Below are 24,513 nucleotides of genomic sequence, written 5' to 3' on the forward strand. Positions count from 1 at the left end.
CACTTGTCAGCTTTTTTGCAACGGTACTTCAAATTCAATAATTGATTCCCCATTCTCTCCAATTCGCTCTACACTAACTCTATCAACTATACATTGTAACTTTTCAGGGAAATTATGAATATCCTTAGCTACTTCAGCAGCTAACTCAGTACGTTCTTTTCTCCCGACTGTTACATGCGGTATATACGGAATATCTTCTTTCAAAAATTGTAATAAGGCTCCTGTATATAGCAAGTCATGTAGTTCTTCTATTTGTTTTTGCCCCTTTTCAACTCGTAAAAATAAATATTCCCCTTCACCCGAAATTTGATTCGCAAATTCAATTTCTATCTCTTGTATCCCTTTTGATAATTTTAAAATATGTAATTTCAGCTCATCATTTGAAATCGAGCTTTCAAATGGGAATACAACTGTAATATGCGGTGGGATTAAACCAAATAAAGGATCATGTTTTTTCCTAATGTTCTCTATTTCATTAATAGACATGTCGTTTAGAAAAAGTAAAATTGTACGCATTTTTATATCCCCTACTTTCTCTTTTTATATTCATCATATTGTATGGTAGCTTGCACTTCAACAAATGATTTCAATTACATATAAAAAGAAAAAACTTCTCAAAAGAAAAGTTTTTTCTTATAAAGCATGATTATTATTTTCCCGCCAAACTTTCCTAAACTTTATATAACAAGCAATTCTCCAAGGAATAATATACGAGACAGCAACAACATAAAATAATAAACCAATTGTTTGTTGATCTAAGTCAACAATATATTGTCTTGAACCATATCTTAAAAAGACAAGTGCAATAAAAGTAATTAAAAAAGCTGCGCTTTTTTTCGTATAAATATTCCCATCCTCTCTTCGTTCGTAATTTGTTAGTACTATAAGTGGTACGGCGAAAATAATTCCAATGAATGCTGCTATTATAACTTGTAAAATAGCTGGATGTACGGGACCTAAAAACCATACAATACCTGGTGTTAAAAATAGTAATGGCCATAAAATACGTTTTCCTGTTCCTTTTATTGGCTTATGCATAGAACGATAACGACGCCAAAATATGAGCAGTGCAATGCATAAAAAGACTGTAATTAGTGAAGAAGTGTCTCCCATTTGTTTTTCCTACTCTCCTCAAATATATACTTAATTATATTTTAAATTGTTTGCTCAAATGATACCTTTCGAATAAATATACCGCTAGTCACGACATAGACGATAGTTAATATAATTGAAATGACAATAAAATATGGGATATCTATTAAAAATAGATTAGATGTAGAATTTAAATCCTGCATTCCTACTTCTGCATAAAGCACACTATTCAATGATATAAAAAATGTTCCACCAATCATAAGACCAATCCACTTAAAACGTTTCTTAATCACTACTACTACTTGAAAGAAAGTTGCTATTGTAAGATACAATAATAGTTGTACAATAAACTGTTTAACTGATTGTTCTCCTAAACTAATATTTACTGTACTATACAATGTATTTTTTAAAAAAATTACTTGAAGGAATGAGAAAACCACAGCTTGTAATAAGATATAGAAAACTGATCCAATGAAAAACTGTAATCTCGTTACTCCAAATGAAACTGCTAAACGAAACACATCATCCTGTATGATAAAAGTACTTACTACTATAAACAATGTAATTGCAATCGAAGGATTATTTAATATATTTTGTAAAAATCCTTCTCTTATTTCTCTCAAATCCATTACACTTGTAATTCCTTTTATAAGTAATGCTGCAATCCAAAATATTAAAATTGCTTTATAATGAAAATTTATATGTAACTTCAACTGCTTCATTAAAATCGTCATTCCACTTCACCACCAGTTATGTGTATAAATAGTTTTTGTAATGTAATTCTATCAATCAGTAACCCTTCTTTTTCAAGAGAGTAATAATCTTCATTAGAAAGTTCTTCCCATATAACAGCAATCCCCTTATTTCCATAAACTTCTCGATTTATTATTTTTTTATTTATCGAAAACTCATCTACTTTATCTTTTTTTCCTGAAATAATATGAGCTTGTTGCAATAAATCTTCCACCGATGATTGAACAACAAGTGCGCCTGCTTTTATGATGATTACATCTTCAATAACATGGGTTACTTCTTCTACTAAATGTGTTGATAATATAATTGTTCGTGGATACTCACCGTAATCTTCTAGTAGTAAACTATAAAACAACTCGCGATGTGCTGCGTCTAAACCTGTAGTTGGTTCATCAAAAATGGTAATTGGCGCCCTACTTGCTAATCCTTGAATAATTCCTACAACAGTTTGCATTCCATGTGATAGTTTATGGTATTTTTCTTTCAAATTAAGTTGAAATTTCTTGGCAAGTTCTTCAGCAAACTCTTGATCCCAGTTTTTATAAAACATGTTACATAAATTAAAAATTTCTTTAATTTTATTATTTAGATACGCAGCTTCTTTCACTTTAATAAAACAAATATTTTGCATCGCTTTACTATTTTCAAAAACATGTTCGCCAAATATTGATATACTTCCACTACTTGAAGTAATTTGGCCTGCAAGTAAATTTAATAGTGTCGTTTTTCCTGCCCCGTTTCTACCGAGCAAACCATATATTTTATGCTCTTCCAATGAAATCGTTACTTCATTTACTGCTATTTTCTTTTTATATTTTTTCGTTACGGCTTTTGTTTCAAGTGCAATCATCCCTATTTCCCTTCCTTCGTAATTTTTTGAATCATATCCATCAATTCATCTTTGGATATTTCTAGTACTTTTGCTTCTTCCCACACTTTAGGTAAATATTCAGTCATAAAAGTATTTTGTCTTTTTTTAAGTACGACTTCTTTCGCTCCCTTTGCAACAAACATCCCAATCCCTCTCTTTTTATATAGAATCCCTTCATCCACTAATACATTTACCCCTTTAGCTGCAGTAGCTGGATTTATTTGTAACATCTTCGCAAATTGATTTGTTGATGGAACTTGTTCTTCTTCAAGTAATATGTCTTTTAAAATATCAGATTCAATCGTTTCTGCAATTTGTAAGTATATTAATTTATTTTGCTCCAGAGTAGGTTTCACAATTTCACCACCTTAGGTTCTTAGGTTCATTACTTATGTAATTAACCATATCACATTAAATTATTTATTTCCATAAATTTCTTTTACAAAAAAAGAGAGTCATTCGTTTAAGAATGGCTCTCTTTCTAAAATGTTGAAGTTTCAACTCTTGTTCTCAAATTCTTTTCATTTATTCCATTTTGACAAAAGTTAAATTGTTGTTCCGTTATGGACTTTGTACGATCTACTACTTGCCCTAAATGATAACTTGTATGCTCCGCTAAATGTAATAAGCTATGAAGATCCATATGCTTTTTTTCTTCGCATGCTTGTAAATATGCTTTTCTCCATTCATCAAATACTTCTTCAACGTACTGTAGCAAAACTTCAGTACGTTGTCGCTTTACTGGAAAATACTCCTCGATTCCCTTTTCAAAAACTATATTTGGATTTTTATAACGACTAGTATTTCTCTGTATATGTTCACTAATATGCAGTACGATTCCACCAATTGAATTAATAGAGTCCCTTTGTTTCCACAAATCTTCTTCACTAACGAGGCTAATTGCCTGTAATAACTTAGGTAAATAATGATCTTGCATTCGATGATAAGTAATTTTGTATACTAACTCCACCTATTCTCCTCCTATCATTTCAACTACTGCACTGGATATTTAACAAATATAGATTTCCGAAACTCTTTCTCATTTATAAACATTGTAATTTTTTCGCTATTATCGTTAAGGAACTTTACTACTTTCTTTTTATCCCATATATCATTTTCTTTTGGAAAATCATCAAATTTTTCATACAAGATTGATAGTATATCTTCTCTTTTTATCGTGAAATTTTTATTTTCTACTTGAAACTCGTAACTTTTCGCATTTGGTACTAAAATCGCTAGATAAATAACGTTAAAGAGAAAATTCTTCTCCATTGTGTCCTTGCCATCAAACCAATACGTCTCAACCATGTCTTCTGTCAGAGTTCCATTTGCACCATAGTTTACCTTTATACTTTCATTCTCCAAACTAATACTTTGAAATGTATCACCACCGGGTAAATGATTAACAATTGCAACTACATCTGAGTTATTACCAACGTATGTCCCAGCATATTTCTTAAAGTCACTAGGTTCAACATCAGATATTTCTTTTATTCTTTCTCCGCTAGAACAAGCAGTAATACATAAAAAAATTGTTAGCATAACAACTACATTACGATGCATATATTTCATTTAGCATCCCCCATTTTATCGATATTTCGTTCATTACAATACTTCTTTCCAAAACCCTTTAAAATATACGCATTTTAATCAAAATTAAAAATTTTCAATTTTTATGTTTACAATTATCCATTAATTGTATATACTTACTAACGTAAGAAACAATTCTAAAAGGAGGTCGAAGGAAATGATGAAATTACAATTACATGCTTTAACTTTAGCGTTAACTGCACCTTTGTTTTTCGGACAATTAAATATGAATTCGACCACCCTAATGGAGAATTGAAAATCGCACTTTATTTCTATTAATTCATAAATTCGCCACAGGAGGTCGTATACTTTCCTGTGGCCTTTTGACGCCCAGCCATAGGAGAACTATATCTTCCTGTGGCTTTTTTGTGCGATTTTTTAGCCTCTTATATTATTTTTTAAAGAAAGGAGCAACATTCGATGACCATTAGCGTATTGTTTTTAAGTATTACGATTCAAAGAAATACAATTTCCAAAGATGAAATTTTTCATAATGAGCAAATTGAAAAAGCTATGAATGATGTTAAGGAGCGCCAAGCGCTTTATTGTGATCACCTGTAATTCCTTTTCGAAAGGAGGAATTCATTTATGACTTTTCATATTTTCTTTTTTACAACTGTACTTCAGAAAAACACTTTATCTGAAGATGAAATCATTCGTAAACAACAATTAAAACAACTGACTGATAAAATGACTGACATTAAAAGTTCATACTATACGCAAATGTATTAAAAATATATTTTAAAGGAGCAATACCTTCATGAAATTCAAAGCATTCTTTTTAACAATCACCATTCAAAAACGTAAGCTTTCTCAAAGTGAGATTTTGCGTGAGCAACACATTCAAACTATTATGGACGAAGTGAAAGAGCACCAAGCTTCTTATTACAGCCGTCTTTTCTAAATAACTTTTAAAGGGGAAAAAACAAATGAAATTTAAAGTATTCTTTTTAACGATCACCATTCACAAAACTAAGTTCTCAGACAGTGAGATATTGCATGACCATCAAATTAATAAAGCTATGGAGGATGTAAAAGAACGTCAAAGTCACTACTGTAGCCATCTATAATTCCTTTCGAAAGGAGGAATGTATCATGAAGTTTCACCTTTTCTTTTTAACAATTACAATTCAGAAAAAAAACTATTCTGATGCGGAATTAAAACAAGAACAACAATATAAACAGGTTATAGACGAAATTCGAGATCGTAGAAGCAAGTACTACTCTCATCTATAATCTTTTAAAAATATAAAATTTGAAAGGGGTCGATTATGATGTTGCTAGCACGCTGTAAGGAAATGATTTGGATAGTTCAGAGGGATTCCACATAGTTTTATTGGGGCTATATCATACAAGTTTATCGTTATATTTGATATGTAATAAATATATAATAAAAGTTTATGCATACACTTTTTTACATTGATTAACAAACAAAAGATACACCACTTAAAAAGCGGTGTATCTTTCTCAACTTATACTATTTTCGATTACTTCGTTTCGTCTTAAACAATCTCACTAAGTTCGATACAACTGTTTTTGTTACTGCATAAACTGGTACTGCCAAAATCATTCCGATAATTCCCGCAAAGTTACCTACCCCTAAAATTAAAATAATAATTGTTAACGGATGGATATTTAATTTTGAACTCATAATACGCGGTGAAATGATGTTACTTTCAAACTGTTGTACAATTGTTACGATAATAATTACGTACAACGCTTGCATCGGAGATACGAACAGACCTACAATAACAGCTGGTGCTGCACCGATAAATGGACCTAGGTTAGGAATGATATTTGTAAATGCTGCTATAATTCCTAAAACGAAAGCGTACGGTAAATCGATAATTAAATAACCGATAAAAGTAAAAGCACCTACAAATATACAAACGAGCGCTTGTCCTTGAATATATGCAGATAATGTTTCGTTCGTTTCCTTAATGATACGAAGTCCTTCTTCACGGTAAGACTCAGGTAATAGACTAACTGCTTTCCCTGGAAACGCATGTCCATCTTTAAACATATAAAATAAAATAAACGGTACTGTAAAGATAACTAATGCGACGTTCGTTATAATACCAAATAAAGCCGTTGCACTCGACGTAATTGTGTTTGGTATATCCTTTAAGTATTCAATTGCATTTTTTTCAATTGTTTCAATGGAAACATAGTTTTGTGTAGATAACCATTCAAACAATCTATGATGGGATAAATCTTGTATGTATAGTTTTCCCTCTTTAATATAACCGGGCATATTTTTTACTAAATCCATTAACTGTTGCGAGATCGTTGGAACAACTACCCCAACTCCAACTGCAGTTAATGTTATAATAAAAAGATATAACAGTAAAATCGCTAAATTTCTAGGTACTTTTTTATTCTCCAAAAAGACTAACAATGGGTTAAATATGAAGTATAAAAATAACGCGATTAAGATTGGGAAAAACAACGTTGATATGAAGATACCAATCGGTTGAAATAGAAACGATATTTTTGTGCAAATAAATATGATCGCTACAACCATTAGCACTTCTAATGTCCAAAAGTGCACTTTCGATTTCAAAAAAACGTCCTCCTTTAAACTAGCACTTCTCTTCATTGTACCAAAATAAGCAAGAATTTCACATAATATTTTCCTTTACAATATTCCAAAATACCAATAAATACACTACAATGAGATTACATACAAATTTGCAGGTAAAGGTGATAAAAATGACACAATGCATCATATGCAGAAAAGATACGAAAGAACTTAGTGAACAATATGTCATCCCCGAAATATTATGTGGATATTATTTCACAAACTCAATTTGTGATACTTGCCATGAACAAATGACAGCAAATATTGATCGCCCCTTAATTCGGCATAAATTAAGTCAATTTAAGATTGAGCAAATGAAAAAACAAATTGATTCCCCGCTCTATACGAATGAACATGGTGAGGAACTTGCGGCTGCTGAGACAGATGTTGTTGAAGTAAGTGATGAAATACTTTATTCCAATGCATTAATTATGAAACTATGTAAAAAGCACGATATTTCGCTACATAATGAAATTTGGAAAGAAGAACGTGTAACGAAAGTAGCTAGCTCTATTCAACGTGAATTACTTTTAGATAACCGTAAATACAAAATGAGTGTATTAAAAACAGCTTATACTTTCGCTGTCCAAGCTGTTGATGGCTATTTTGAAGATCCAGATGCGATTGTTATTTCTAACATTCTATCAAATGCCGATTTTATGGAATTAAAAGAAAAAAGTATAGTTCGCGATTTAAGTAAAAGTTCTTTATGGAATACATTAAATACAAATAGCGAGAACCATTACTTTATTTTATTAAGTGATAAAGATGGCCTGTTCTGTTTCATTCGTCTATTTGATATATTTGACGTTGTCGTTCATTTATCAGAAAAGAGATATGAACTTTCATCTCCAATTGTCGGCGTAAATGATGTAAATAGGCAGGAATTTTATGTCCAAACTTTAAAACAGTATATGGATGGGCTATTTAAAGAAAAAAAACCTACTATTTAATCGAAATCAGAACATACGGTCTCCTTTCTTGATGAAAAGACACTGTGTTATAATAAGTATGAAAAGAACAATACAATCACATAAACCAATTATTAATTGTAAATAAATAAAAAAGACCAGTGTGCGGCTACACACTAGTCCACGTAACTTAGCAGATTGGATTGTTCATTTATCCTATTTGTTTCTTACAAACAAAACAACCCACATTCTATTGGCATAGGTGGGTTGTTATTTTTTGAGCTTGTCTATTAAAACGACGACGAACGTTAACAATGCAACGAGAAACAGTCCACCCTGCAGTAGCAACGCTATTTCACTCACGTATTATCACCCCCCTCCTATTTGGAGAAGTGATAATTGAACAACCAACCGTACCTTAAGTTACTATTTAATTTTACCATATTTTCTAATAGTTTACGACGAAAACCCGCAAGTGAAATACTTGCGAGTTTTTTTATCCCGTATTAACAGGCAGTAAACAAAATGAAGCAAAACATAGGTGAAACTGCCTGTTAATAGCCGATTGGTTCAACTTTATTTCTCACTATTTTTTTAATGCATATGCATCAGCTATCATTTCACCAACAATTTTATTTTCTTGTTCCTTCTCGTCTTTCAATAAAGGAAATAACAGTTCTGCCACTTCATATGCCTCTTCTAAATGGGGGTATCCTGATAATACAAACGTATCAATTCCTAACGCTTCATATTCTTTTATTCTTTCTGCTACTGTATGCGGATCTCCAACAAGCGCAGTGCCAGCACCACCTCTTACAAGCCCAATTCCAGCCCATAAGTTAGGACTTATCTCTAACGACTCTCTCGTTCCTTTATTTAAATGTGTCATTCGTTTTTGTCCAACTGAATCATATCTTACAAATGTTTTTTGAGCGAGCTCAATTGTTTCATTATCTACATATTGAATTAACCTTTCAGCCTCTTCCCATGCTTCTTCTTCTGTCTCTCTTACAATTATGTGTAGTCTAATACCAAATCGTACGTTACGCCCCTTCTCTTCCGCAAGTTTTTTTACTTCATCTATTTTCTCTTTCACTTGCTCTGGTGGCTCTCCCCAAGTTAAATATACATCACTATGTTCAGCCGCAACTTCTTTACCTGCAGCGGACGATCCGCCAAAATAAATTGGTGGATACGGTGTTTGAACCGGAGGAAATACAACTTTACTCTCCGTAACTTTAATATGTTTTCCTTCTAAAGAGATCGTTTCACCTTGTAATACTGACTTCCAAACCTTTAAAAATTCATCTGCAACTTCATATCTTTCATCATGTTCAAGATACAATCCATCACCTTGCAATTCAACAGGATCTCCTCCAGCTACTACATTAATAAGTAATCTCCCATCTGAAATTCTATCAAATGTAGATGCCATCCTCGCTGCAACTGTCGGTGACATTAACCCTGGTCTAACTGCTACTAAAAATTTTAATTTCTCTGTCTCAGCCGCAAGAGCTGATGCTAACACCCATGGATCTTCACAACCTTGACCAGTTGGAAGTAATACACCAGTATATCCTAAATAATCAGCTGCCTGTGCAACTTGCTTATAATAACCATATTCAGCTGCTCTTCCTCTTTTTGTCGTTCCTAAATATCGACCATCTCCATAAGCCGGAATAAACCATAATAATTCCATATCTTTACACACCCCTTATTTATTTTGAAACGTATACTAACATACTCTATATAAATTACCCCTAATAATTTACCCCGCTATTTGCGGGCAGTAAGATCCCGATTGGTGAGGGCTGATAATCAGTGGGGGATGTCCCCTACTGATTAAAGTTTCACTTTATATGTTAATTCCCTGTCTCTCCTTTAAAATTATCTCGCCATCTTAAAAACTTCACTTCTAGTAAACGTACGAGTGAATCAGAAAACTTTCCAACGAATGCAAAAATAATAATGCCGACAAATACGATATCTGTATTTGAAAATTGCCTTGCATCCATAATCATATAGCCGATACCTTCTGTAGACCCCATAAGTTCTGCTACTACTAAACTCACCCATGCAACTCCTAATGATAATCTTGCTCCGAGTAATAGGTTCGGCAATGCTGCTGGTAAAATTAATTTTGTAATTAATTTTCTTTTACTAAACTCTAACACTCTGGCAACATCGAATAACTTTGAATCTACACCTCGTATCCCTAAAAACGCGTTTACGTATAGAGGAAAAAATGCACCGTCCGCAATTAATAATACTTTCGATGTTTCTCCAAAACCGAACCATAATACGAAAAGTGGCGCAACAGCTAAATGAGGTACAGTTCTTAACATTTGTACAGATGGATCTAAATATTGCTCACTTCTCGTTGAAAATCCAACAATCGTTCCTAAAATAATTCCTAAACTCCCGCCGATAAAGAAACCAGCCGCAGCCCTAAATACACTGATACTTAAATGACCGAATAACTCTCCTGTTTTAATAAGTTCTTGAAAAGCTAGTAATATATCTAATGGCGTTGGTAAAACTGTTTTAGAAACTAAATCGAATACGCCGGCTAACTGCCAAATAATTAATACGATAATCGGTATAGTAATCGCTCTTACTAGCACTTTTACATTCGTCTTTCGCACTTTCTTTACATTGTTTTTGCCAATCGTTATACTCGCCCTTTTCATAACAGCTTTCGTATTCTCCAATTTACAAAACCTCTTTTCATTTCGCCTTTAATGCTTTTTCTACGAAAGAATTATCTACAACTTTATCTGTTTTGATTTCTTTCTTTATAGAGCCGAGCTTATATTGAAAATCCGCTGTCTTTTGCTGTTCGGCTATTATTTCTTTCGTTACCGGAACTAAAATTGGTTTGTCGTGATCAAACACTTCTTTTACAATTTCTTCATCTATCTTCTTTGCAGAAGTATATATTTTTATCGCTTCATCTAAGTTTGACTCTTGCCATACACGTGCTTTTTCATAAACTTTAAGGAATTTCTCAACTAATTCTGGATGTTCCTTCGCAAATTTTGTTCTCGCAATTAAAAACTCTGGTGAAGAAACATTTAATAGTTCACCATCTGCAATAACCTTTGCCCCTTTATTTAACGTATGTAGTGAAATGAATGGATCCCAAATGGCCCATGCATCTACTGATCCGGATTCAAATGCCGGCTGCGCTTCATCTGGTTGCAGTTGAATGACATTTACATCTTTCGCATTTATACCTTCTTTTTCTAATGCTCGATATAATAAATTAAATGCGCTACTTCCTTTTGCTACTGCAATTTTTTTACCTTTTAAATCTTTTACACTCGTAATCTTGCTATCTTTTTGTACAAGAATCCCTGTTCCTTTTCTCGCATAACTTGTATTAGCAATTTCAGTAAATTCAATACCTGCAGCTTGCGCTGAAATAACTGGGGAGTTCCCCACTTCACCAAAATCCAACCGGTTTGATGCGATTGCCTCAAAATAAGGAGGTCCGCTTTGAAACTCTGTCCATTTCACCTTAACTCCTTCTTTTTTTAACTCCTCTTCAAACCACCCTTTTTTCTGTGCCAGTAAGAGCGGGCTTAATCCTTGCTGTATACCAATTTGTATTGTTACCTCTTCTTTCTTACTACTTGCAGTGTTTTTTTCACATCCTAATAAAAGTAAAGATATAACTAATGCAAAAGAAAGAACCTTACATTTTTTATACATATATAATCCACCCTTTTCCTATATACTTGTTTGAATCAGTCCCCCGTGTTCAAACTGATGTAGCACCTTCGTTCGAAGTTGTTGGAACGATTGAGAAGTTTTATTTCGCGGATAAGGCAAACTATTTTCAATAACTTTATGTATTTTCCCAGGCTTTGCACTCATGATGATAATTCGGTTTGAAAGATATATCGCCTCGTCTATATCATGAGTAACAAATATCATTGTCGTTTTCTTTTGTTCCCAAATGTTCAGCAGCACTTCTTGCAAATGACTTCGAGTAAAAGCATCCAGTGCCCCAAATGGTTCATCAAGTAATAATACATTCGGATCTCTTAATAAAGCCCTCGCAATCGCAACACGTTGTGACATTCCGCCTGAAATTTCTTTCGGATATGATTTTTCAAAACCATCCAATCGAACGATTTCAACCCATTCCTTTACCTTGTCTTTTACATACTTATCTTTTAACGACAGATCTGCAGCAACATTTTCTTCAACTGTTAACCACGGAAATAAACGATGTTCTTGAAAAATAAAACCTTGTTTTTTACTCGGTTTTACAATTTGCTCTCCATCGATGATAACTTCACCTTCAAATTCGTTATCTAACCCCGCAACAATTTTCAAAAGCGTACTTTTCCCACAACCACTCGGTCCGATTACAGTGACAAAATCACCTTTCTCTAATTGAAAATTAATATCTTCTAATACTTGAACCGTACCAGTTTGTTTCGAAAAATATTTTGATACCCCATCAATTGAAACAGTCACTTCTTCCCCTCCTTGAAATGATTCATTTAAATGAATAGATTCAGCATTTGTATAATAAAAAAACCAAAGGCATTTTATCAATAGATAAAATGCCTTTGGTTTCTCCAATCAGCAATACGTTATAGAATTAACTACATATTATACAAATATTTCCGATAAGTCAACTAGGTTTTAATGAACGATATTTATTTTTTTATAAAGAGTAGCAGTTTCTGAAATGATTTTTGGAAGTGACTCTTGAATTGTGTTTTTGACTGTATGAAGAGCCTTTTCTACATACCCGTCTTCAAATTGTTCTAACGACTCAGGTAATTCATCCTCATCCAATATAAAAAATTCTCCACTTGGAAGTATCATAATATCAAGGATTAAATCTTCAAAGGATACCACTTCATCCGTTATACATGTATTCTTTACAATATTAAAATACGAACCTAGATACCCCCCATCCTGATCTCTCCAAACGTATAAATTATATGGAAGATTTACCCGGTAATATGCAACTGTATAACTTCCTTTCGGGATTGTTAACTTCTTATCGTTTGCTGCCATTGTAAAAGAATACTGTACTTCATGATATAAAATAATTTTGTCCTGCTGCGCTTCTATTAGTAAACAAGCATGATCTATAGTTGTACCATCATATCGGATTTTTCTTTCAATAATTTCAATGTCTGACGTACGTAAGCAACTCATTTTTTATTTCCCCTTTTATTTTAGTTCTTTCATTATATCCCTTTATATTTCCATTAAGAAAGCGTTCAGTCAATTCATTCATTTTTTTTAGTTAATATTTATATAATCTCATTTTCTACTTCACAAAAAAGCCCCTTCTAAATTAGAAGGAACTCCAGTATTATTATTATTTTATAACCCATGATTTGTAAGCCTTTACTTCTAAACTAAACTTAGATTCTTTTAACCACTCTACAGCACTACATACAAGAGGAGATGAATTATCTTCAGTAATACTTTCTATTGGAATCCATCTAGCTCCTAATGAATCTTGCTCTTCAAATTGTTCCGGTACTTTGAATTCACCTCCGCACCTTTCTACAAAGTAAAAAACTGCGATATGATGTACATGTGTGTACTCATTAAATTTTGATGGAAATTGAAAATCAATTGTACATACTTGTTTTACTACCGTTACATTTAGCCCCGTCTCTTCTTTAATCTCTCTATGAAGTCCAGCTAATAATGATTCTCCATCTTCTAAACTACCACCAGGTAGATCATTACGATTTCTATATGGACCTTTAATTTTATCAATTACTAATAAATTATTGTTTTCGATACAAATGCCATACACACCAAACGCACGATGAAAATTAGTAGCATTATTCATGCTTCAACTTCTCTATAACCGCATCATAAAACTTCCGTTCCTCATCAACATTTAAGTGAACACGACTTACTGTTTTAGAAAATCCATATAACAATTGTGCTTTCACTGGCTCTTTTAGCGTTATTTCAAATGTTGGAGGTTCCTTTATAAATTCCATCACAGTTGCGTCAAGAACTTCTTTTTCTTTCTTTAAAGGTTCGCCTTTATAAAATGCAATTTTATCAATTTGTGTAAATGGTATAACAATTTTCTTTCCTAATCCGATTTGAATGATTACTCGTTCTTCTGTAACAATAATTGGATTTTTACGCATTGCTTGTATTTCAGCTAAAAAATAAAACATTGCGTATGCGTTTAAAATAAGTAAAATCCATGCTACTACTGGATTCCATTGATGAAGTAAATAATGAAAACCAATACTTTCTATTATGGTCGCATGAATGATCATGATATATACACCTATTGCACCGGTCTTTTTGTGATATGAGTATACGGATTCACCTTCCGGTACTTTTATATGCCACGATAAAAATGCATAATAGATTAACTTACACTCTGTTACAATGATATCTACTAATTTATTTCTTTTCATAGTAGCATCAAACGCTGCATCAATCGCATAAGAAAATGAAGAATATTCTCTTCTATATTCTTTATATCTTTTGATTGTATTAGGAAGCACTTTAACGATTTTATACAACAGGAATAGTTCTAGACCTACAAAAGCAATTTCTCCCGCAACTATAATATAAGAAACGTTTGAAAAAGCTTGTAAATAGTCACTTGGAATAATAAATCTCACAAATATATATCCAGCTATTACGACAGGAAATATATACGTTAGCGAGTATCTTTTTTGAATAATAAAGAAATATGTAATAATCGGAATTACAAACATACAATCTAACAAAGAACCAAGCACTACTTCTTTCGGAGCGGCTGGTACAATCGGAAGGGCATACAATAAATAGTTTGATAACAAGATGAAAGATACGAGTCCAATCCAAATGCCTTTTCGCCTTCGTGATAGTTTGGCATTCATACGTTCACTCCTCTATTTAAAAACCTCGTTTAAATGATCTTTATAAAATGTAATCGCACGTTCAAATTCTTTAACTTCGTCTACTTTTATAACCGTTTCAAGTAATAATTTCATCGCGGATTCATGATCGTTAACGTTATATTTTGCTAATGATAAAAATACTTTTATCACGTCATTATCCGGAAACTGCTGCAAACCTGTTTCTAAAACTGTAATTGCTTTGTCATACTCACCTATACAACGATATGTACTTCCAAGACCGATATATGCACCGCAAAGTGACTCACCATCAAGACCATTTGCAATTGCCTGTTCATAATACGGCACAGCGTCTGTTTCAAGTCCCATTACATCATGTATCCAGGCACATTGAAAAAGCACTTCTGCATCCCGCGTAAAATTGGTTAACCCCATTAGTATCTCTCTAGATTGCGCATATTTCTTTTCATTTCTTAGTTTAATCGCTTGCTTTAATAAATGTTCCATAGAATCCACTCCTCACCAATTATTTTATGTATCCATCTTGAATGGTTAACGTTTGTGTAAAAGTAAAATTCCCATAAATTAAAGTTTCGCTTACCTATATATACTATGCGGATTCACTCTTATCCAAATACTTAAAATTATAAAGCAGTAATGTGATTACATAGTACCTCTAACCTTTTGACAATTTCTTTCGCCGTTTCATCTTTCCCATTACATAACTTCCCTTTACCGTCCTGTCCAATTACGTAGTGCACCGCTCCACGTGAATATAAAGAATGTGGTGAATTTGCAATCATTACATTTGCCTTAGATTCTTTCATTCTATTTTTCGCTCTTTCAAACAATTCTTCTTCATTTACATCACTTTCAAGTTTAAAGCCAACGAGTACGGTTTCTGGATCCCACTCTTTTATTTGCTTTAATACTTTTGGAGCCTTTTGAAAATGAATAATTGGCGCTATATCACTTGAAATTTTCCCATTCATATTAAGAACATTACCATCTTGATCACAAATTTTGTCTACAACCCAATCTGATCCAGCCGCTGCCATAATGACCGCATCGACTTTTTCATGTGTAATTATACTTTTCATTTTATCTTGTAAATCAACAATTCCTTCAAATGGGTGTAATTCTAATTGATTGTTTACATCGTTCGGTTTCTCAGCGAAATAACCGTGTAAATATATAACATGTGCTCCTTTACTTATAAACTCTTCAGCGATTATTCTACCAATTGTTCCTTTTGCCATATTCGTATGACCACGCACTTGGTCCCATTTTTCTAAACAACCACCACTCGTAATTAATACCTTTTTCCCCTTCATTGTAACCATCCCTTACTGATTTTTCTTACGAAACCATTCTGTTCCAAAGTCAACTATATCTCGTTGCTTCATAAGACGGCACGTTGCATTTCCTATTTTTCCATTTGTTACAGTTCCTTTTCGCTCAAACTCTACACCGATTTCTACAAACTTATCAGAATCGTAATCCATATCAACAAACTCTTTCCATACTCTTGCACCATTCTCTATAATTGGTGCCCCTACTTTTATTAACTCACATGCACCAGTACGTACTTCAGATAAATGTACAGACGTATTGGAATCATATCCAACACCAATTAATAATATGTATCCATCTAAATCGTATATTTTTCTTAATGGAGATTCCTCTCCTAAACTCATTGATAGCGACTGATTCATCGTTATTTCTTCCGCATGTTTTCCCCATGCAGCAAAACTTCCTAATGGATGGTTGCTACGTACTACATTCGGATATGTACGAAAACATTCAACTACTTTTCCCATTGCCCTTGTTGGTGTTATATGTGGCTCAAACGCCGGGACGTTATCTCGAATAATTTGCCACCATTCTTCAGGTACAGGTGGTCTTGACCAATGTTTCGGATCAGATAAATCCGAAGATTGAGTTGGCATAATAATTGTTCCCTCTTCCGTAATAACTTTCATTAACGCCTCTACTACCGCAACGGCTCCGCCAGATACCCAGCCAATAGAACTGAGCGAAGAATGCACAATAACCGTCATTCCTTTTTCTAACCCTAATTCTCTTAAATCATTTGTAATTGTTTTGATTGTATTTGGCAATTGTGTACTTGCCACTATGTCATTCATTTTCACGATTGTTCCCCCATTTTTTAAAACTAATACATACATATATTATCATATTTTTCTTAATTTTTAACTTAATCATTTCTGTCACTTCAAAAAAAGGTTATAAATTCACATGCATAATAATCAAATGACAATATATCGATCTCAAATAACAATAGCAGATAAATAAAAAAACTTTATTCTCTTTTCTACTATTTGAACTAATTTGCTTAATTACATACGTTTTTTCAGTATGAAGAAAAATAAAAGTGATACGTCAAAACAATACAAACACTATATATAAACGAAAGAGCCCATCACAACTGATAAGCTCTTCCGTTTCATTTACCCTTCAATTGTAACCCCTGTAAACATCGATAAGTTTCCCGTTATTTTCTCGCCTACACGTAAAAATAACCCTGCGGCTCTCCCGCTAATACAGTGTGAACCAATTAATAGTTTACCAGTATACGGACCATCCCATGTGTCAATTGTATAGTCAGGCATTTCTATGTATTGCTGATATATTTTCCGTTGTTCAAAGTAATACTTCGTTTTATCTTCAGCCAATAGTTCATCATTTTCGTATATAGATACTCCTCCGCCTTCACGGCCGTATAAAGGTTTAGAAACATATGATTCATTTCTTTCTATAAACGGTTTATTTGTAAAATATGTTGGCAAGAAGTAGTTCTGAATGATTTCTCGCTCTTCTTTCTCAAAGAAAACTCCCTCTTCGAACAGTTGCCAAATTAATGCGAGTACACTTTTATTTTGCATAAGAAAAGAAGCAGGTGGATTAATAATTTTCACTCTTCCTTGCGCTATATGATCTAAAAGCTGAAGTCCAATTCTTTTCCCATTTTTATCGGTATCTGAAACTAAATATTCAATTGGATATAGTCTATATAAATAATGGATTCGTTCGCCACTTGGCGTATATATACCATCATCTGTAACGACGATATCTTGTATTCCTATATAGTCTGTTGATTGATCTAAGCAATAGCTTCTTAAAAATTGAACTGTTTGATGATCTTCATCGTGCCAATCATAACTAGTAAAATATATCGTCTCTTCAGGACCTATATTATAGTCATGTTTAATTTGTTCCCACGCCTGCACAATATGCTCTTCTATATGATTTGGGTGATTCACGTCGTGATAACGGCATAACACTTCATTTGCGACAGACGGCTCTAAATAACCTGTTGGTGTGTCACAATTTACTTCTATTAACTTTATATCTTCACCATTTACGATAAAGTCAAACCTTGTAAAATATGAAAACAAACCAATATGTTTCATTCTCGCAATTTCCCACGTTTCAGCTGGAAATCCTAGTTTTTGAAAATCTTCTGTTGTATTGACAATATATTGATACGTTCTATATAACACGTACATAACTTCCTCTGTCGCTTTTGAAATAGCAGTATAAGTTTTTACTGGCATACGATACATACCTGTTGCCATATATTGATTCCATTCTTCATTTTCTAATAGACTCGGCCACGTAAAACCATTCCGACCAGCCTCTTCCGCAAGTGAAAACCATACTTTCATATACTCTTTCTGCTCTTGTTCTGTATACATGATCCTATTATCCTTTCGTGTTATGATCCGGCTGGCGCTTTTGCGTTTCCAATTCCACTTGAACCAGAATTCACTTTCGGCGTTTGAGTAGTAGATGATTTCGGCGTATTTGTATCTGGCGTCACTTTATTTGAGGAATTGGGCTGTTGTTTGTTTAAATCTACTTTATTGGAAGAATTATTGTTGTTACTGTTAGTTCCACCGTAGTATCCTCCACCACCGCTGCCACCAGTTCTACTTTGGTCTTTTTCACGATATGGAATAATATTATTTGCATACGGTTTTTTCATTACATTGGGTTTTGCTGAATAATTCATATTTGAAGTTCTGCTTGCCAATAAATATCCCGCTACGAATGGCAGTATCGGTAAATGTGAGTTTTCATTATACGATGAAAACGATGGATTAATTTCCTTGCATAACTCATCATTTTCTACATTTTCATTGGTAGGAGTTTTATCATCACAATGTAAAGTTTCTTGTTCATTTCCTTGTTTTCCACCATCCGTTTTAACAGCAGTACTTTCTTGTTGAGCAGTATCTTCTTCATAATCGCCACATCCAGTTAATAAAAAAGATGATACCCCTATTGAAGTAGCAATTTTTATAAATTTACTTTTATCCATTCTCATGTGTTATACACCTAATTTCTTTTATCTATATTTTTCCAGATACCTTTATTATATAATGTAAATCTTACTTTTTTCAAACTATACCTTAGATGTACATTTGCATATTTTATGCTTTTTATTCCATGAATAAAAACAAACTATCATTAGATTATAATTTTATTTATAGACTATAATAAATTGAAAGACGACCTAATACCTGGGTCGTCTTTCAATTGTTTTATTTTTATATATTAAACGTCTCAATAAAATCTCTAATGGTCCATTCAGATTGTTTTTCTCCATTATTGTAGCTAATATGACAGACAATATCCAAATACTTATAGCTATCAATGCAGCAAGAGCGTTACTTACATGCCCTCCTAAATCAAATGCTACAGGTGATAAAAGTATAACAAGCAGTGCCTCATTCAAAACAAAAAATGTTAATGAGCGCTTTCCCAAAGCAATTAATGAAAGGCTAAAGTACCCTAGATTTTTCAATTTACTCCCTATTATACCGAAACCCGTTGCATATGCTAATCCTCCAACAATTCCAGTTAAAATATGGATTCCATTTATCATTCCAGCTGTAAATACACTTGGATACCATAAAGTCCCTATAAAAGATAGAGGCAAAGCACCTATTAAGGAAATTGCTAATCCTATAATTGTTATATAATATAATTTTTTCAAATTTTGCTCTGGTTTTATTAATAACTGATATCTAGCAATCCACAAACCAAGAATTACCGAAGGAAGAATTGGGAACATAAAATGGATGAGAACAGGTATAACAGGAAAGAAAAGTAATCGTAACATTGTAGTACTTAGATACGTGTCTTTTGCTGAAACATCTGGTGAAAAACCGTAATCGCCTATTGCTTGCATATTAAATCCCCATATTATTGGGATAAAAATGATATACAATATAGTGATAATCGTAAATGTTCGAATTAATGTTTTCATTTTACACTTTAATAGCGGGCTAACAAGAAGCCCGGCTATACCATAGGCCATAAGAATATCTTGTCCTCCAATTAATACTGCTAACACAACCCCAAACAGTATTAAATACCAAGAGCGTCTTCTTACTATTTTTACAGCATGATTTTCATTTTTCCCTTTTGATATTTGCCCTTCGAGTGCTAGAACCAAACCGTAGCCTAATAATACGGCAAACATCGCTCTTGCACGGTTATCAATTATGAATATACCAAAAAGGTTTACAATTTGATCAAAGAAACTTCCGCTTTCCACCCTATGCATAATTCCAGGATCTGCAGCATACAAGTAAAGCGGTGCATGGGCAAGTACGATTAATAGTAACATAGTACCTCTTGCTAAATCTAATGAGACTGCACGCTTCTTCTCAATTGTTACATTATTTATTGATTTACTCATATTTTACTTCCTTCCTTAGCATCAACTAACCATTCCGACCTTTCTTACATTTTTGTCAAAAACTAATAACAAGTTGCTATTAAAATTAAAACAAATAAAGTGAAACTTTAAGCAGTGGCGGTTTCGTTCATCACCCACTAATTATTATTCCGTACCAATCGGGCTTTTACGAGCTTCAGGGCTTCCACCTAGCTTCCTTACTCCAGCCAAATTTTGAGGTGGGAGTTTTACTGTCCACAAATAGCAGGATACATATAAAACGAACTATTTCTTCAAATCCTATTCCGGATATTATATTCTAAGATGATTTTAATATGTTTTATTTTTAAAATACACATGAAATCTTTCAATCCCCGGATATCTTTCTCCTAAACTTTTAACCTGAAAACCAATTTTTTCATAAAATTCTACTGCCTCATTGTCTGTCTCTGCTTCTATATAAGTTAATTGAAGCATTTTTACTACTTCTTTTATCATTTGCAACGCAATTCCTTTATTACGATATTGTGGAGCGACTGCTATGTGACATATTCTCGCTTTATTTGCTCCGATTATTTCAATACCTATACAAGCTTCTTCTTCATATCTGTACAAAGTCCCTTTATTACTCTCATAATATAAAACTGCTTTCTTTAAGCTAGTTTCACTTGGCCCGACTGCATACTGTAACACATTTAAAATTGGATCTTTCACAATTTGTTCCACGCGTTGCAAATTCATTTCTACATTCCTTTCCATGAAAAAAGATTAGCTCTTTCTATAAAGAGCTAATCTCATTACGCTGTTATTTTTTCTTCTTTTTTCACAACGACCGCTACATAACTATGTAGTATCATTCCGACAATAACAAGACTCATTCCGATCCAAGATAAAGATGACGGAATTGGCGCAGATAGTAAGATAAGCTCTCCTACTAGCGCAAATAAAACTTCACCGGACTGTGTTGCTTCTACTGTTGCTAGTTTTTGTGGATCATCTTTTACAAGATCTGTCGCAAAGAAGAATAGTACTGTCGCGATTAAACCAGAACTAACTGCTACAATAAAACATTGGAAAACTTGGCTACTTGACGGTAATCCGCCTGTTGATACTTCATAACCAGATAGTAAAAACCAAAATGGTAAACTTGCTAATGTCATACCGAGAACTCGCTGGAATACATCTAATTCGCCTTTACAAACTTGCATCATTTTTCGATTTCCAAGAGGATACGCAAACGCTGCAATAAGTACAGGAACTACACATAAAACGGTTTCTCGAATTCCTAATGAAGAAGCATGTTCTACTTGCATGAGTACAACACCGCATAAAATAACCCCAGACATAACTAATTCCTTTATTGGAAGTTTTTTATGTAATGGATCTACTGCAAAAAATGGTGTTAACAAAATTCCTGCGACAATCGTAATTTGCCAAGTTGATGCAACAAGCCAACCAGGTCCAAAAGCTCCGGCAAAACTAAGTGGTGCATAGAAGAGACCAAATCCAACGATACTCCACACTAACCATTCTTTCGGATTATTTTTCATATATTGAAAGAGTTGCTTTAAGTTCCCTCTATACATGACAATAAGTAAAAGCATTGGAACCATAAAGTAGTACCGTAATGAAGCACTCCAAATCCAGCTTCCACCTTCTAAGTCCATCGCCCGGTTTAAAACAAAGGTAAAGGCAAAGAAAAATGATGCCAATATCCCTACTGCAATAGCTTTCATTATAAAACCCCTTGTTTAGTTTCTTCTTATACTATACAACAAATTAAATATAATTAAAATTCGAAATCTTTATCTCGCATCTATTCTAGCTCTATATAGTTTTCTTAACTGACTAATATGAGCTTGATGGTACCGATTATGATCGGCTATATGCCATATTCCCCACCTTATAGTCGCAGTTTCTCCCTTCTCATAAAAAACTTCCCTTGTTAAATCATTTTCTGTTAGTTTCATACACTCCTCATAAAACATATGTTGCACCGCTTCATAATCTTGCATTAATTGTTGCAACGTCTGTTTTCTTAAACTTGGTAGTTCTCCTACATCATTTAACATAGTTCCGTATTTATTTTCAAGCGCGAGGGGAACTGCTTCTCCTTTTAAGCGATACACCCAGTTCAAATCAACCACTGCCAAATGTTGAAGTAGTTGTCCGATGCTATTTTCATTATTTTTTGCCCCTTTGAAGGACAGTTCTTTCTCATCAGTACCTTCTACTAACTTTTGCAGTCGTTTAAATGTATCAGTAACCGTCGCATACAAAATTGCTACTTGCGGGTTCATATTTTTTTCTAAATGGAGATCTTTCATACTAAACTCCCTCTATTAAAAGAACAAGACCATATGTTCATCATCACTATACACACCATTCATCTTTATAGCTCTCTTTTCAATCCCATACGTTTTAAAGCCCATTGATTCATACAATTTTTTTGCTGATTCGTTTGTAGATACAACACCTAAGTTCAATTGTTCTAAGCTCATTTCTCTTGCTCTTTCAATTGCCTTACGTATTAACTCACGTGCAAGACCACTTCTTCGATTACTTGCATCTACATACATCGCAACGATATGACCTTTATGTTTATACGCCTCTTTCTCTTCTGTTAGTAAAGTAACCACTCCAACTAATTGATTCTTTTCATTAAAAGCACCGAATGTACAGCTAGTAGTAGCTGTTAAATTATTTTCCACTCGCTTAATAGGATTTTCTTGACGAATCGCCTCTTCATAAGTTGTTACAAATGCCTCTGGATTTACTTGTAATGCCTGTAAACGTAACTCCCAATATTGTTTTGCATCTTCTTTCGTAAGTAATCGAATCATATATCTCCAGCTCCTTTAAGTTAACATAATATTTTTATAAACTACTATTTATAGATTCGTATTCTTCTCTTAACATACTATAACGATAACGATGAATGAACTTTCCTTGACGTAATCGATCATTTCTCATTAATCCTTCACAAACAAAACCAGCTTTTTCATAACTCTTTCTAGCTTGAAAATTATCTTCATCTACACGTAGCCAAACTTTTTCTAATTCAAATTCAAAGAATCCCACATGTAACATTCTATATAGGGCTGCTAATCCATATCCTTTACCCCAATACTCTTTATTACCAATTACGATTCCCAGTTCTGCATTTTTATTTGTTTTATCAAAGTTTTTAAGATCTACCCACCCAATATGTATGCCGTTTTCTGTAGTGATAGCTCTTTGTTCATAACCATTTTTTCGATTTATACATGCTTCAATCCACTTTTTCGTATCTTCACGAGTGAACGGTGGATATTGATCCGGTACAACTAAATGATTTGTCACTTCTTTATCTAATGACCATTGATATCGCTCTTCTACATCATCTAGTGTCAGTTCTCTTAATTGAACGATTGGTACATTCATTATGCTATCCCCTTTTTATTTTCCTATAGAAAACCCTTCGAACATTCTTCCTCCATACTGTTCTAGCGTTTTTTCTACAAAAGTAATTAAGTTTCTTTTCTCACCCGTTGTATAAAAATGATCGAACGCCTCTACAAATTGATCTGCGTAATGTTCATCATATTTTCTAAGTACCCTTATAAACCATTTTGAACTTCCAAGCCATTTCCCATTTACTCTTAATATATATTCATGTAATAAATCAGCTAATAAATTCGCGATAAACAATTCTTCTTCTCTTTTTGATGCACCAATAAAATCGTCCAAAGTATCCGTAATAAAATACCGTTTCTGCTTCATCATTGCTTCAGTCCATTTAGCTGGCCCTTTATTTAGTAAATCATTTGCTTCTCTTTTTAATTTCTCAACAATTTCATTTTCTCCTTTTAATACAATACCCTCTGAAACTAATTGTGGTAACGAAGGTCTCCCTCGGTCACAATCCATTTTAAAAAAGGTTTTACACGTTTCAAAATTATGTACAAACACTTCAACAGGCCATCCATTACTATAGAAAGATTCTCTATAACAAGACGGTAAATTTTGATCAACTATAACAATGTCCAGATCAGATGTTTTTGTCGCTTCTCCTCTTACAACGCTTCCTCCCAGTAAAGCTACATCACAATTCGGAAATTGTGATGTAATTATGCTTTGTGCTGCTTTCATTGGTTTCATAACCGTTC

Annotated in this window: 34 protein-coding genes; 6 read left to right on the plus strand and 28 right to left on the minus strand. The window is 33.3% G+C overall.

Annotated features, from left to right (window positions below; translation table 11 throughout):
- Positions 1 to 6 precede the first annotated feature (6 nt).
- From CER22_RS12515 to CER22_RS12545, 7 genes are all read right to left on the minus strand, one after another.
- Positions 7 to 516: a 2'-5' RNA ligase family protein gene (locus tag CER22_RS12515; RefSeq protein WP_088608854.1), complete on the minus strand. Its 510-nt coding sequence runs from the start codon at positions 514 to 516 to the stop codon at positions 7 to 9.
- A gap of 117 nt (positions 517 to 633) precedes the next feature.
- Entirely contained in the window at positions 634 to 1,113 is a 480-nt protein-coding gene (locus tag CER22_RS12520; RefSeq protein ID WP_060487126.1) for a CcdC family protein, read from the minus strand.
- A gap of 41 nt (positions 1,114 to 1,154) precedes the next feature.
- Entirely contained in the window at positions 1,155 to 1,826 is a 672-nt protein-coding gene (locus CER22_RS12525) for a DUF4052 family protein (protein ID WP_088608855.1), read from the minus strand.
- Positions 1,823 to 2,695 (minus strand): ATP-binding cassette domain-containing protein, encoded by an 873-nt coding sequence (locus CER22_RS12530; RefSeq protein ID WP_088608856.1) that lies wholly within the window; start codon positions 2,693 to 2,695, stop codon positions 1,823 to 1,825. The genes CER22_RS12525 and CER22_RS12530 overlap by 4 nt, the downstream gene beginning before the upstream one ends.
- Positions 2,696 to 2,697: 2 nt before the next feature.
- Positions 2,698 to 3,072: a GntR family transcriptional regulator gene (locus CER22_RS12535; protein ID WP_000805192.1), complete on the minus strand. Its 375-nt coding sequence runs from the start codon at positions 3,070 to 3,072 to the stop codon at positions 2,698 to 2,700.
- 125 nt (positions 3,073 to 3,197) lie between these two features.
- Positions 3,198 to 3,686 (minus strand): DinB family protein, encoded by a 489-nt coding sequence (locus CER22_RS12540; RefSeq protein WP_088608857.1) that lies wholly within the window; start codon positions 3,684 to 3,686, stop codon positions 3,198 to 3,200.
- A 23-nt stretch (positions 3,687 to 3,709) separates the two neighbouring features.
- Positions 3,710 to 4,288 carry a DUF4825 domain-containing protein gene (locus tag CER22_RS12545; RefSeq protein WP_088608858.1) on the minus strand — a complete coding sequence of 193 codons (579 nt, stop codon included), beginning with the start codon at positions 4,286 to 4,288 and terminating at the stop codon, positions 3,710 to 3,712.
- Positions 4,289 to 4,726: 438 nt separating this feature from the next.
- On the opposite strand from CER22_RS12545, the gene CER22_RS12555 reads away from it, so the two are divergent.
- The 5 genes from CER22_RS12555 to CER22_RS12575 are packed head-to-tail and all read left to right on the plus strand — an operon-like array spanning position 4,727 to position 5,542.
- Entirely contained in the window at positions 4,727 to 4,867 is a 141-nt protein-coding gene (locus CER22_RS12555; RefSeq protein WP_000156189.1) for a YrzI family small protein, read from the plus strand.
- A gap of 27 nt (positions 4,868 to 4,894) precedes the next feature.
- Positions 4,895 to 5,038 carry a YrzI family small protein gene (locus tag CER22_RS12560; protein ID WP_000142721.1) on the plus strand — a complete coding sequence of 48 codons (144 nt, stop codon included), beginning with the start codon at positions 4,895 to 4,897 and terminating at the stop codon, positions 5,036 to 5,038.
- A gap of 28 nt (positions 5,039 to 5,066) precedes the next feature.
- Positions 5,067 to 5,210, plus strand: coding sequence for a YrzI family small protein (locus tag CER22_RS12565; protein WP_017560126.1), 144 nt, complete (start codon positions 5,067 to 5,069; stop codon positions 5,208 to 5,210).
- 25 nt (positions 5,211 to 5,235) lie between these two features.
- Positions 5,236 to 5,376 carry a YrzI family small protein gene (locus CER22_RS12570; RefSeq protein ID WP_064469812.1) on the plus strand — a complete coding sequence of 47 codons (141 nt, stop codon included), beginning with the start codon at positions 5,236 to 5,238 and terminating at the stop codon, positions 5,374 to 5,376.
- A 25-nt stretch (positions 5,377 to 5,401) separates the two neighbouring features.
- Positions 5,402 to 5,542 carry a YrzI family small protein gene (locus tag CER22_RS12575; RefSeq protein WP_064473550.1) on the plus strand — a complete coding sequence of 47 codons (141 nt, stop codon included), beginning with the start codon at positions 5,402 to 5,404 and terminating at the stop codon, positions 5,540 to 5,542.
- 241 nt (positions 5,543 to 5,783) lie between these two features.
- On the opposite strand, the gene CER22_RS12580 is transcribed toward CER22_RS12575, so the two are convergent.
- Complete coding sequence (locus CER22_RS12580; protein ID WP_000837880.1) at positions 5,784 to 6,869, minus strand: AI-2E family transporter; 1,086 nt, start codon at positions 6,867 to 6,869, stop codon at positions 5,784 to 5,786.
- Positions 6,870 to 7,018: 149 nt separating this feature from the next.
- Between CER22_RS12580 and CER22_RS12585 the strand changes: the two genes are divergently transcribed.
- A complete protein-coding gene (locus CER22_RS12585) occupies positions 7,019 to 7,840 on the plus strand; it encodes an HNH endonuclease (protein ID WP_060487133.1) in 822 nt (273 codons plus the stop codon).
- A gap of 228 nt (positions 7,841 to 8,068) precedes the next feature.
- Here CER22_RS12585 and CER22_RS33640 read toward each other — a convergent pair whose 3' ends face one another.
- The 20 genes from CER22_RS33640 to CER22_RS12685 form a co-directional block, all read right to left on the minus strand.
- Positions 8,069 to 8,161 (minus strand): putative holin-like toxin, encoded by a 93-nt coding sequence (locus tag CER22_RS33640; protein WP_001289320.1) that lies wholly within the window; start codon positions 8,159 to 8,161, stop codon positions 8,069 to 8,071.
- 223 nt (positions 8,162 to 8,384) lie between these two features.
- Positions 8,385 to 9,497 (minus strand): FMNH2-dependent alkanesulfonate monooxygenase, encoded by a 1,113-nt coding sequence (ssuD, locus tag CER22_RS12595; RefSeq protein WP_088063763.1) that lies wholly within the window; start codon positions 9,495 to 9,497, stop codon positions 8,385 to 8,387.
- 163 nt (positions 9,498 to 9,660) lie between these two features.
- A complete protein-coding gene (locus CER22_RS12600) occupies positions 9,661 to 10,509 on the minus strand; it encodes an ABC transporter permease (RefSeq protein WP_048566196.1) in 849 nt (282 codons plus the stop codon).
- Positions 10,510 to 10,525: 16 nt separating this feature from the next.
- Positions 10,526 to 11,512: an aliphatic sulfonate ABC transporter substrate-binding protein gene (locus tag CER22_RS12605; RefSeq protein ID WP_088063764.1), complete on the minus strand. Its 987-nt coding sequence runs from the start codon at positions 11,510 to 11,512 to the stop codon at positions 10,526 to 10,528.
- A gap of 18 nt (positions 11,513 to 11,530) precedes the next feature.
- Positions 11,531 to 12,286, minus strand: coding sequence for an ABC transporter ATP-binding protein (locus tag CER22_RS12610; RefSeq protein ID WP_088608859.1), 756 nt, complete (start codon positions 12,284 to 12,286; stop codon positions 11,531 to 11,533).
- A gap of 171 nt (positions 12,287 to 12,457) precedes the next feature.
- Positions 12,458 to 12,982: a DUF402 domain-containing protein gene (locus CER22_RS12615; RefSeq protein ID WP_088608860.1), complete on the minus strand. Its 525-nt coding sequence runs from the start codon at positions 12,980 to 12,982 to the stop codon at positions 12,458 to 12,460.
- A 166-nt stretch (positions 12,983 to 13,148) separates the two neighbouring features.
- Entirely contained in the window at positions 13,149 to 13,634 is a 486-nt protein-coding gene (locus tag CER22_RS12620) for an NUDIX hydrolase (RefSeq protein WP_088063767.1), read from the minus strand.
- Positions 13,627 to 14,676 carry a hypothetical protein gene (locus tag CER22_RS12625; protein ID WP_088063768.1) on the minus strand — a complete coding sequence of 350 codons (1,050 nt, stop codon included), beginning with the start codon at positions 14,674 to 14,676 and terminating at the stop codon, positions 13,627 to 13,629. The genes CER22_RS12620 and CER22_RS12625 overlap by 8 nt, the downstream gene beginning before the upstream one ends.
- A 12-nt stretch (positions 14,677 to 14,688) precedes the next feature.
- Positions 14,689 to 15,162: a tetratricopeptide repeat protein gene (locus CER22_RS12630; RefSeq protein ID WP_137036125.1), complete on the minus strand. Its 474-nt coding sequence runs from the start codon at positions 15,160 to 15,162 to the stop codon at positions 14,689 to 14,691.
- A 137-nt stretch (positions 15,163 to 15,299) separates the two neighbouring features.
- On the minus strand, positions 15,300 to 15,989 hold the full coding sequence (locus CER22_RS12635; RefSeq protein ID WP_048566190.1) for a phosphopantothenoylcysteine decarboxylase domain-containing protein: 690 nt from the start codon (positions 15,987 to 15,989) through the stop codon (positions 15,300 to 15,302).
- 12 nt (positions 15,990 to 16,001) lie between these two features.
- Entirely contained in the window at positions 16,002 to 16,802 is an 801-nt protein-coding gene (aacC, locus tag CER22_RS12640) for a BA2930 family N-acetyltransferase (protein WP_131233603.1), read from the minus strand.
- 324 nt (positions 16,803 to 17,126) lie between these two features.
- Positions 17,127 to 18,374: a glutathionylspermidine synthase family protein gene (locus CER22_RS12645; RefSeq protein WP_088122404.1), complete on the minus strand. Its 1,248-nt coding sequence runs from the start codon at positions 18,372 to 18,374 to the stop codon at positions 17,127 to 17,129.
- A gap of 20 nt (positions 18,375 to 18,394) precedes the next feature.
- Positions 18,395 to 19,006, minus strand: a complete 612-nt coding sequence (locus CER22_RS12650) for a hypothetical protein (protein WP_088063770.1) — start codon at positions 19,004 to 19,006, stop codon at positions 18,395 to 18,397.
- A gap of 189 nt (positions 19,007 to 19,195) precedes the next feature.
- Positions 19,196 to 20,386 (minus strand): DUF418 domain-containing protein, encoded by a 1,191-nt coding sequence (locus CER22_RS12655; protein ID WP_088063771.1) that lies wholly within the window; start codon positions 20,384 to 20,386, stop codon positions 19,196 to 19,198.
- Positions 20,387 to 20,695: 309 nt separating this feature from the next.
- Entirely contained in the window at positions 20,696 to 21,106 is a 411-nt protein-coding gene (locus tag CER22_RS12660; RefSeq protein WP_088063933.1) for a GNAT family N-acetyltransferase, read from the minus strand.
- Between the two features lie 56 nt (positions 21,107 to 21,162).
- The gene (locus tag CER22_RS12665; protein ID WP_087980770.1) at positions 21,163 to 22,101 is read right to left on the minus strand and encodes a DMT family transporter; all 939 of its coding nucleotides are present in this window, start codon (positions 22,099 to 22,101) and stop codon (positions 21,163 to 21,165) included.
- Positions 22,102 to 22,170: 69 nt separating this feature from the next.
- Positions 22,171 to 22,692, minus strand: coding sequence for a DinB family protein (locus CER22_RS12670; protein ID WP_088063772.1), 522 nt, complete (start codon positions 22,690 to 22,692; stop codon positions 22,171 to 22,173).
- Between the two features lie 15 nt (positions 22,693 to 22,707).
- The gene (locus CER22_RS12675; RefSeq protein ID WP_088063773.1) at positions 22,708 to 23,208 is read right to left on the minus strand and encodes a GNAT family N-acetyltransferase; all 501 of its coding nucleotides are present in this window, start codon (positions 23,206 to 23,208) and stop codon (positions 22,708 to 22,710) included.
- A gap of 34 nt (positions 23,209 to 23,242) precedes the next feature.
- The gene (locus tag CER22_RS12680; RefSeq protein ID WP_088063774.1) at positions 23,243 to 23,788 is read right to left on the minus strand and encodes a GNAT family N-acetyltransferase; all 546 of its coding nucleotides are present in this window, start codon (positions 23,786 to 23,788) and stop codon (positions 23,243 to 23,245) included.
- Positions 23,789 to 23,803: 15 nt separating this feature from the next.
- Entirely contained in the window at positions 23,804 to 24,505 is a 702-nt protein-coding gene (locus tag CER22_RS12685) for a nucleotidyltransferase domain-containing protein (RefSeq protein WP_088063775.1), read from the minus strand.
- Positions 24,506 to 24,513 lie beyond the last annotated feature (8 nt).

The organism is Bacillus sp. K2I17 (assembly GCF_002209985.1).
Taxonomy (GTDB): domain Bacteria; phylum Bacillota; class Bacilli; order Bacillales; family Bacillaceae_G; genus Bacillus_A; species Bacillus_A wiedmannii.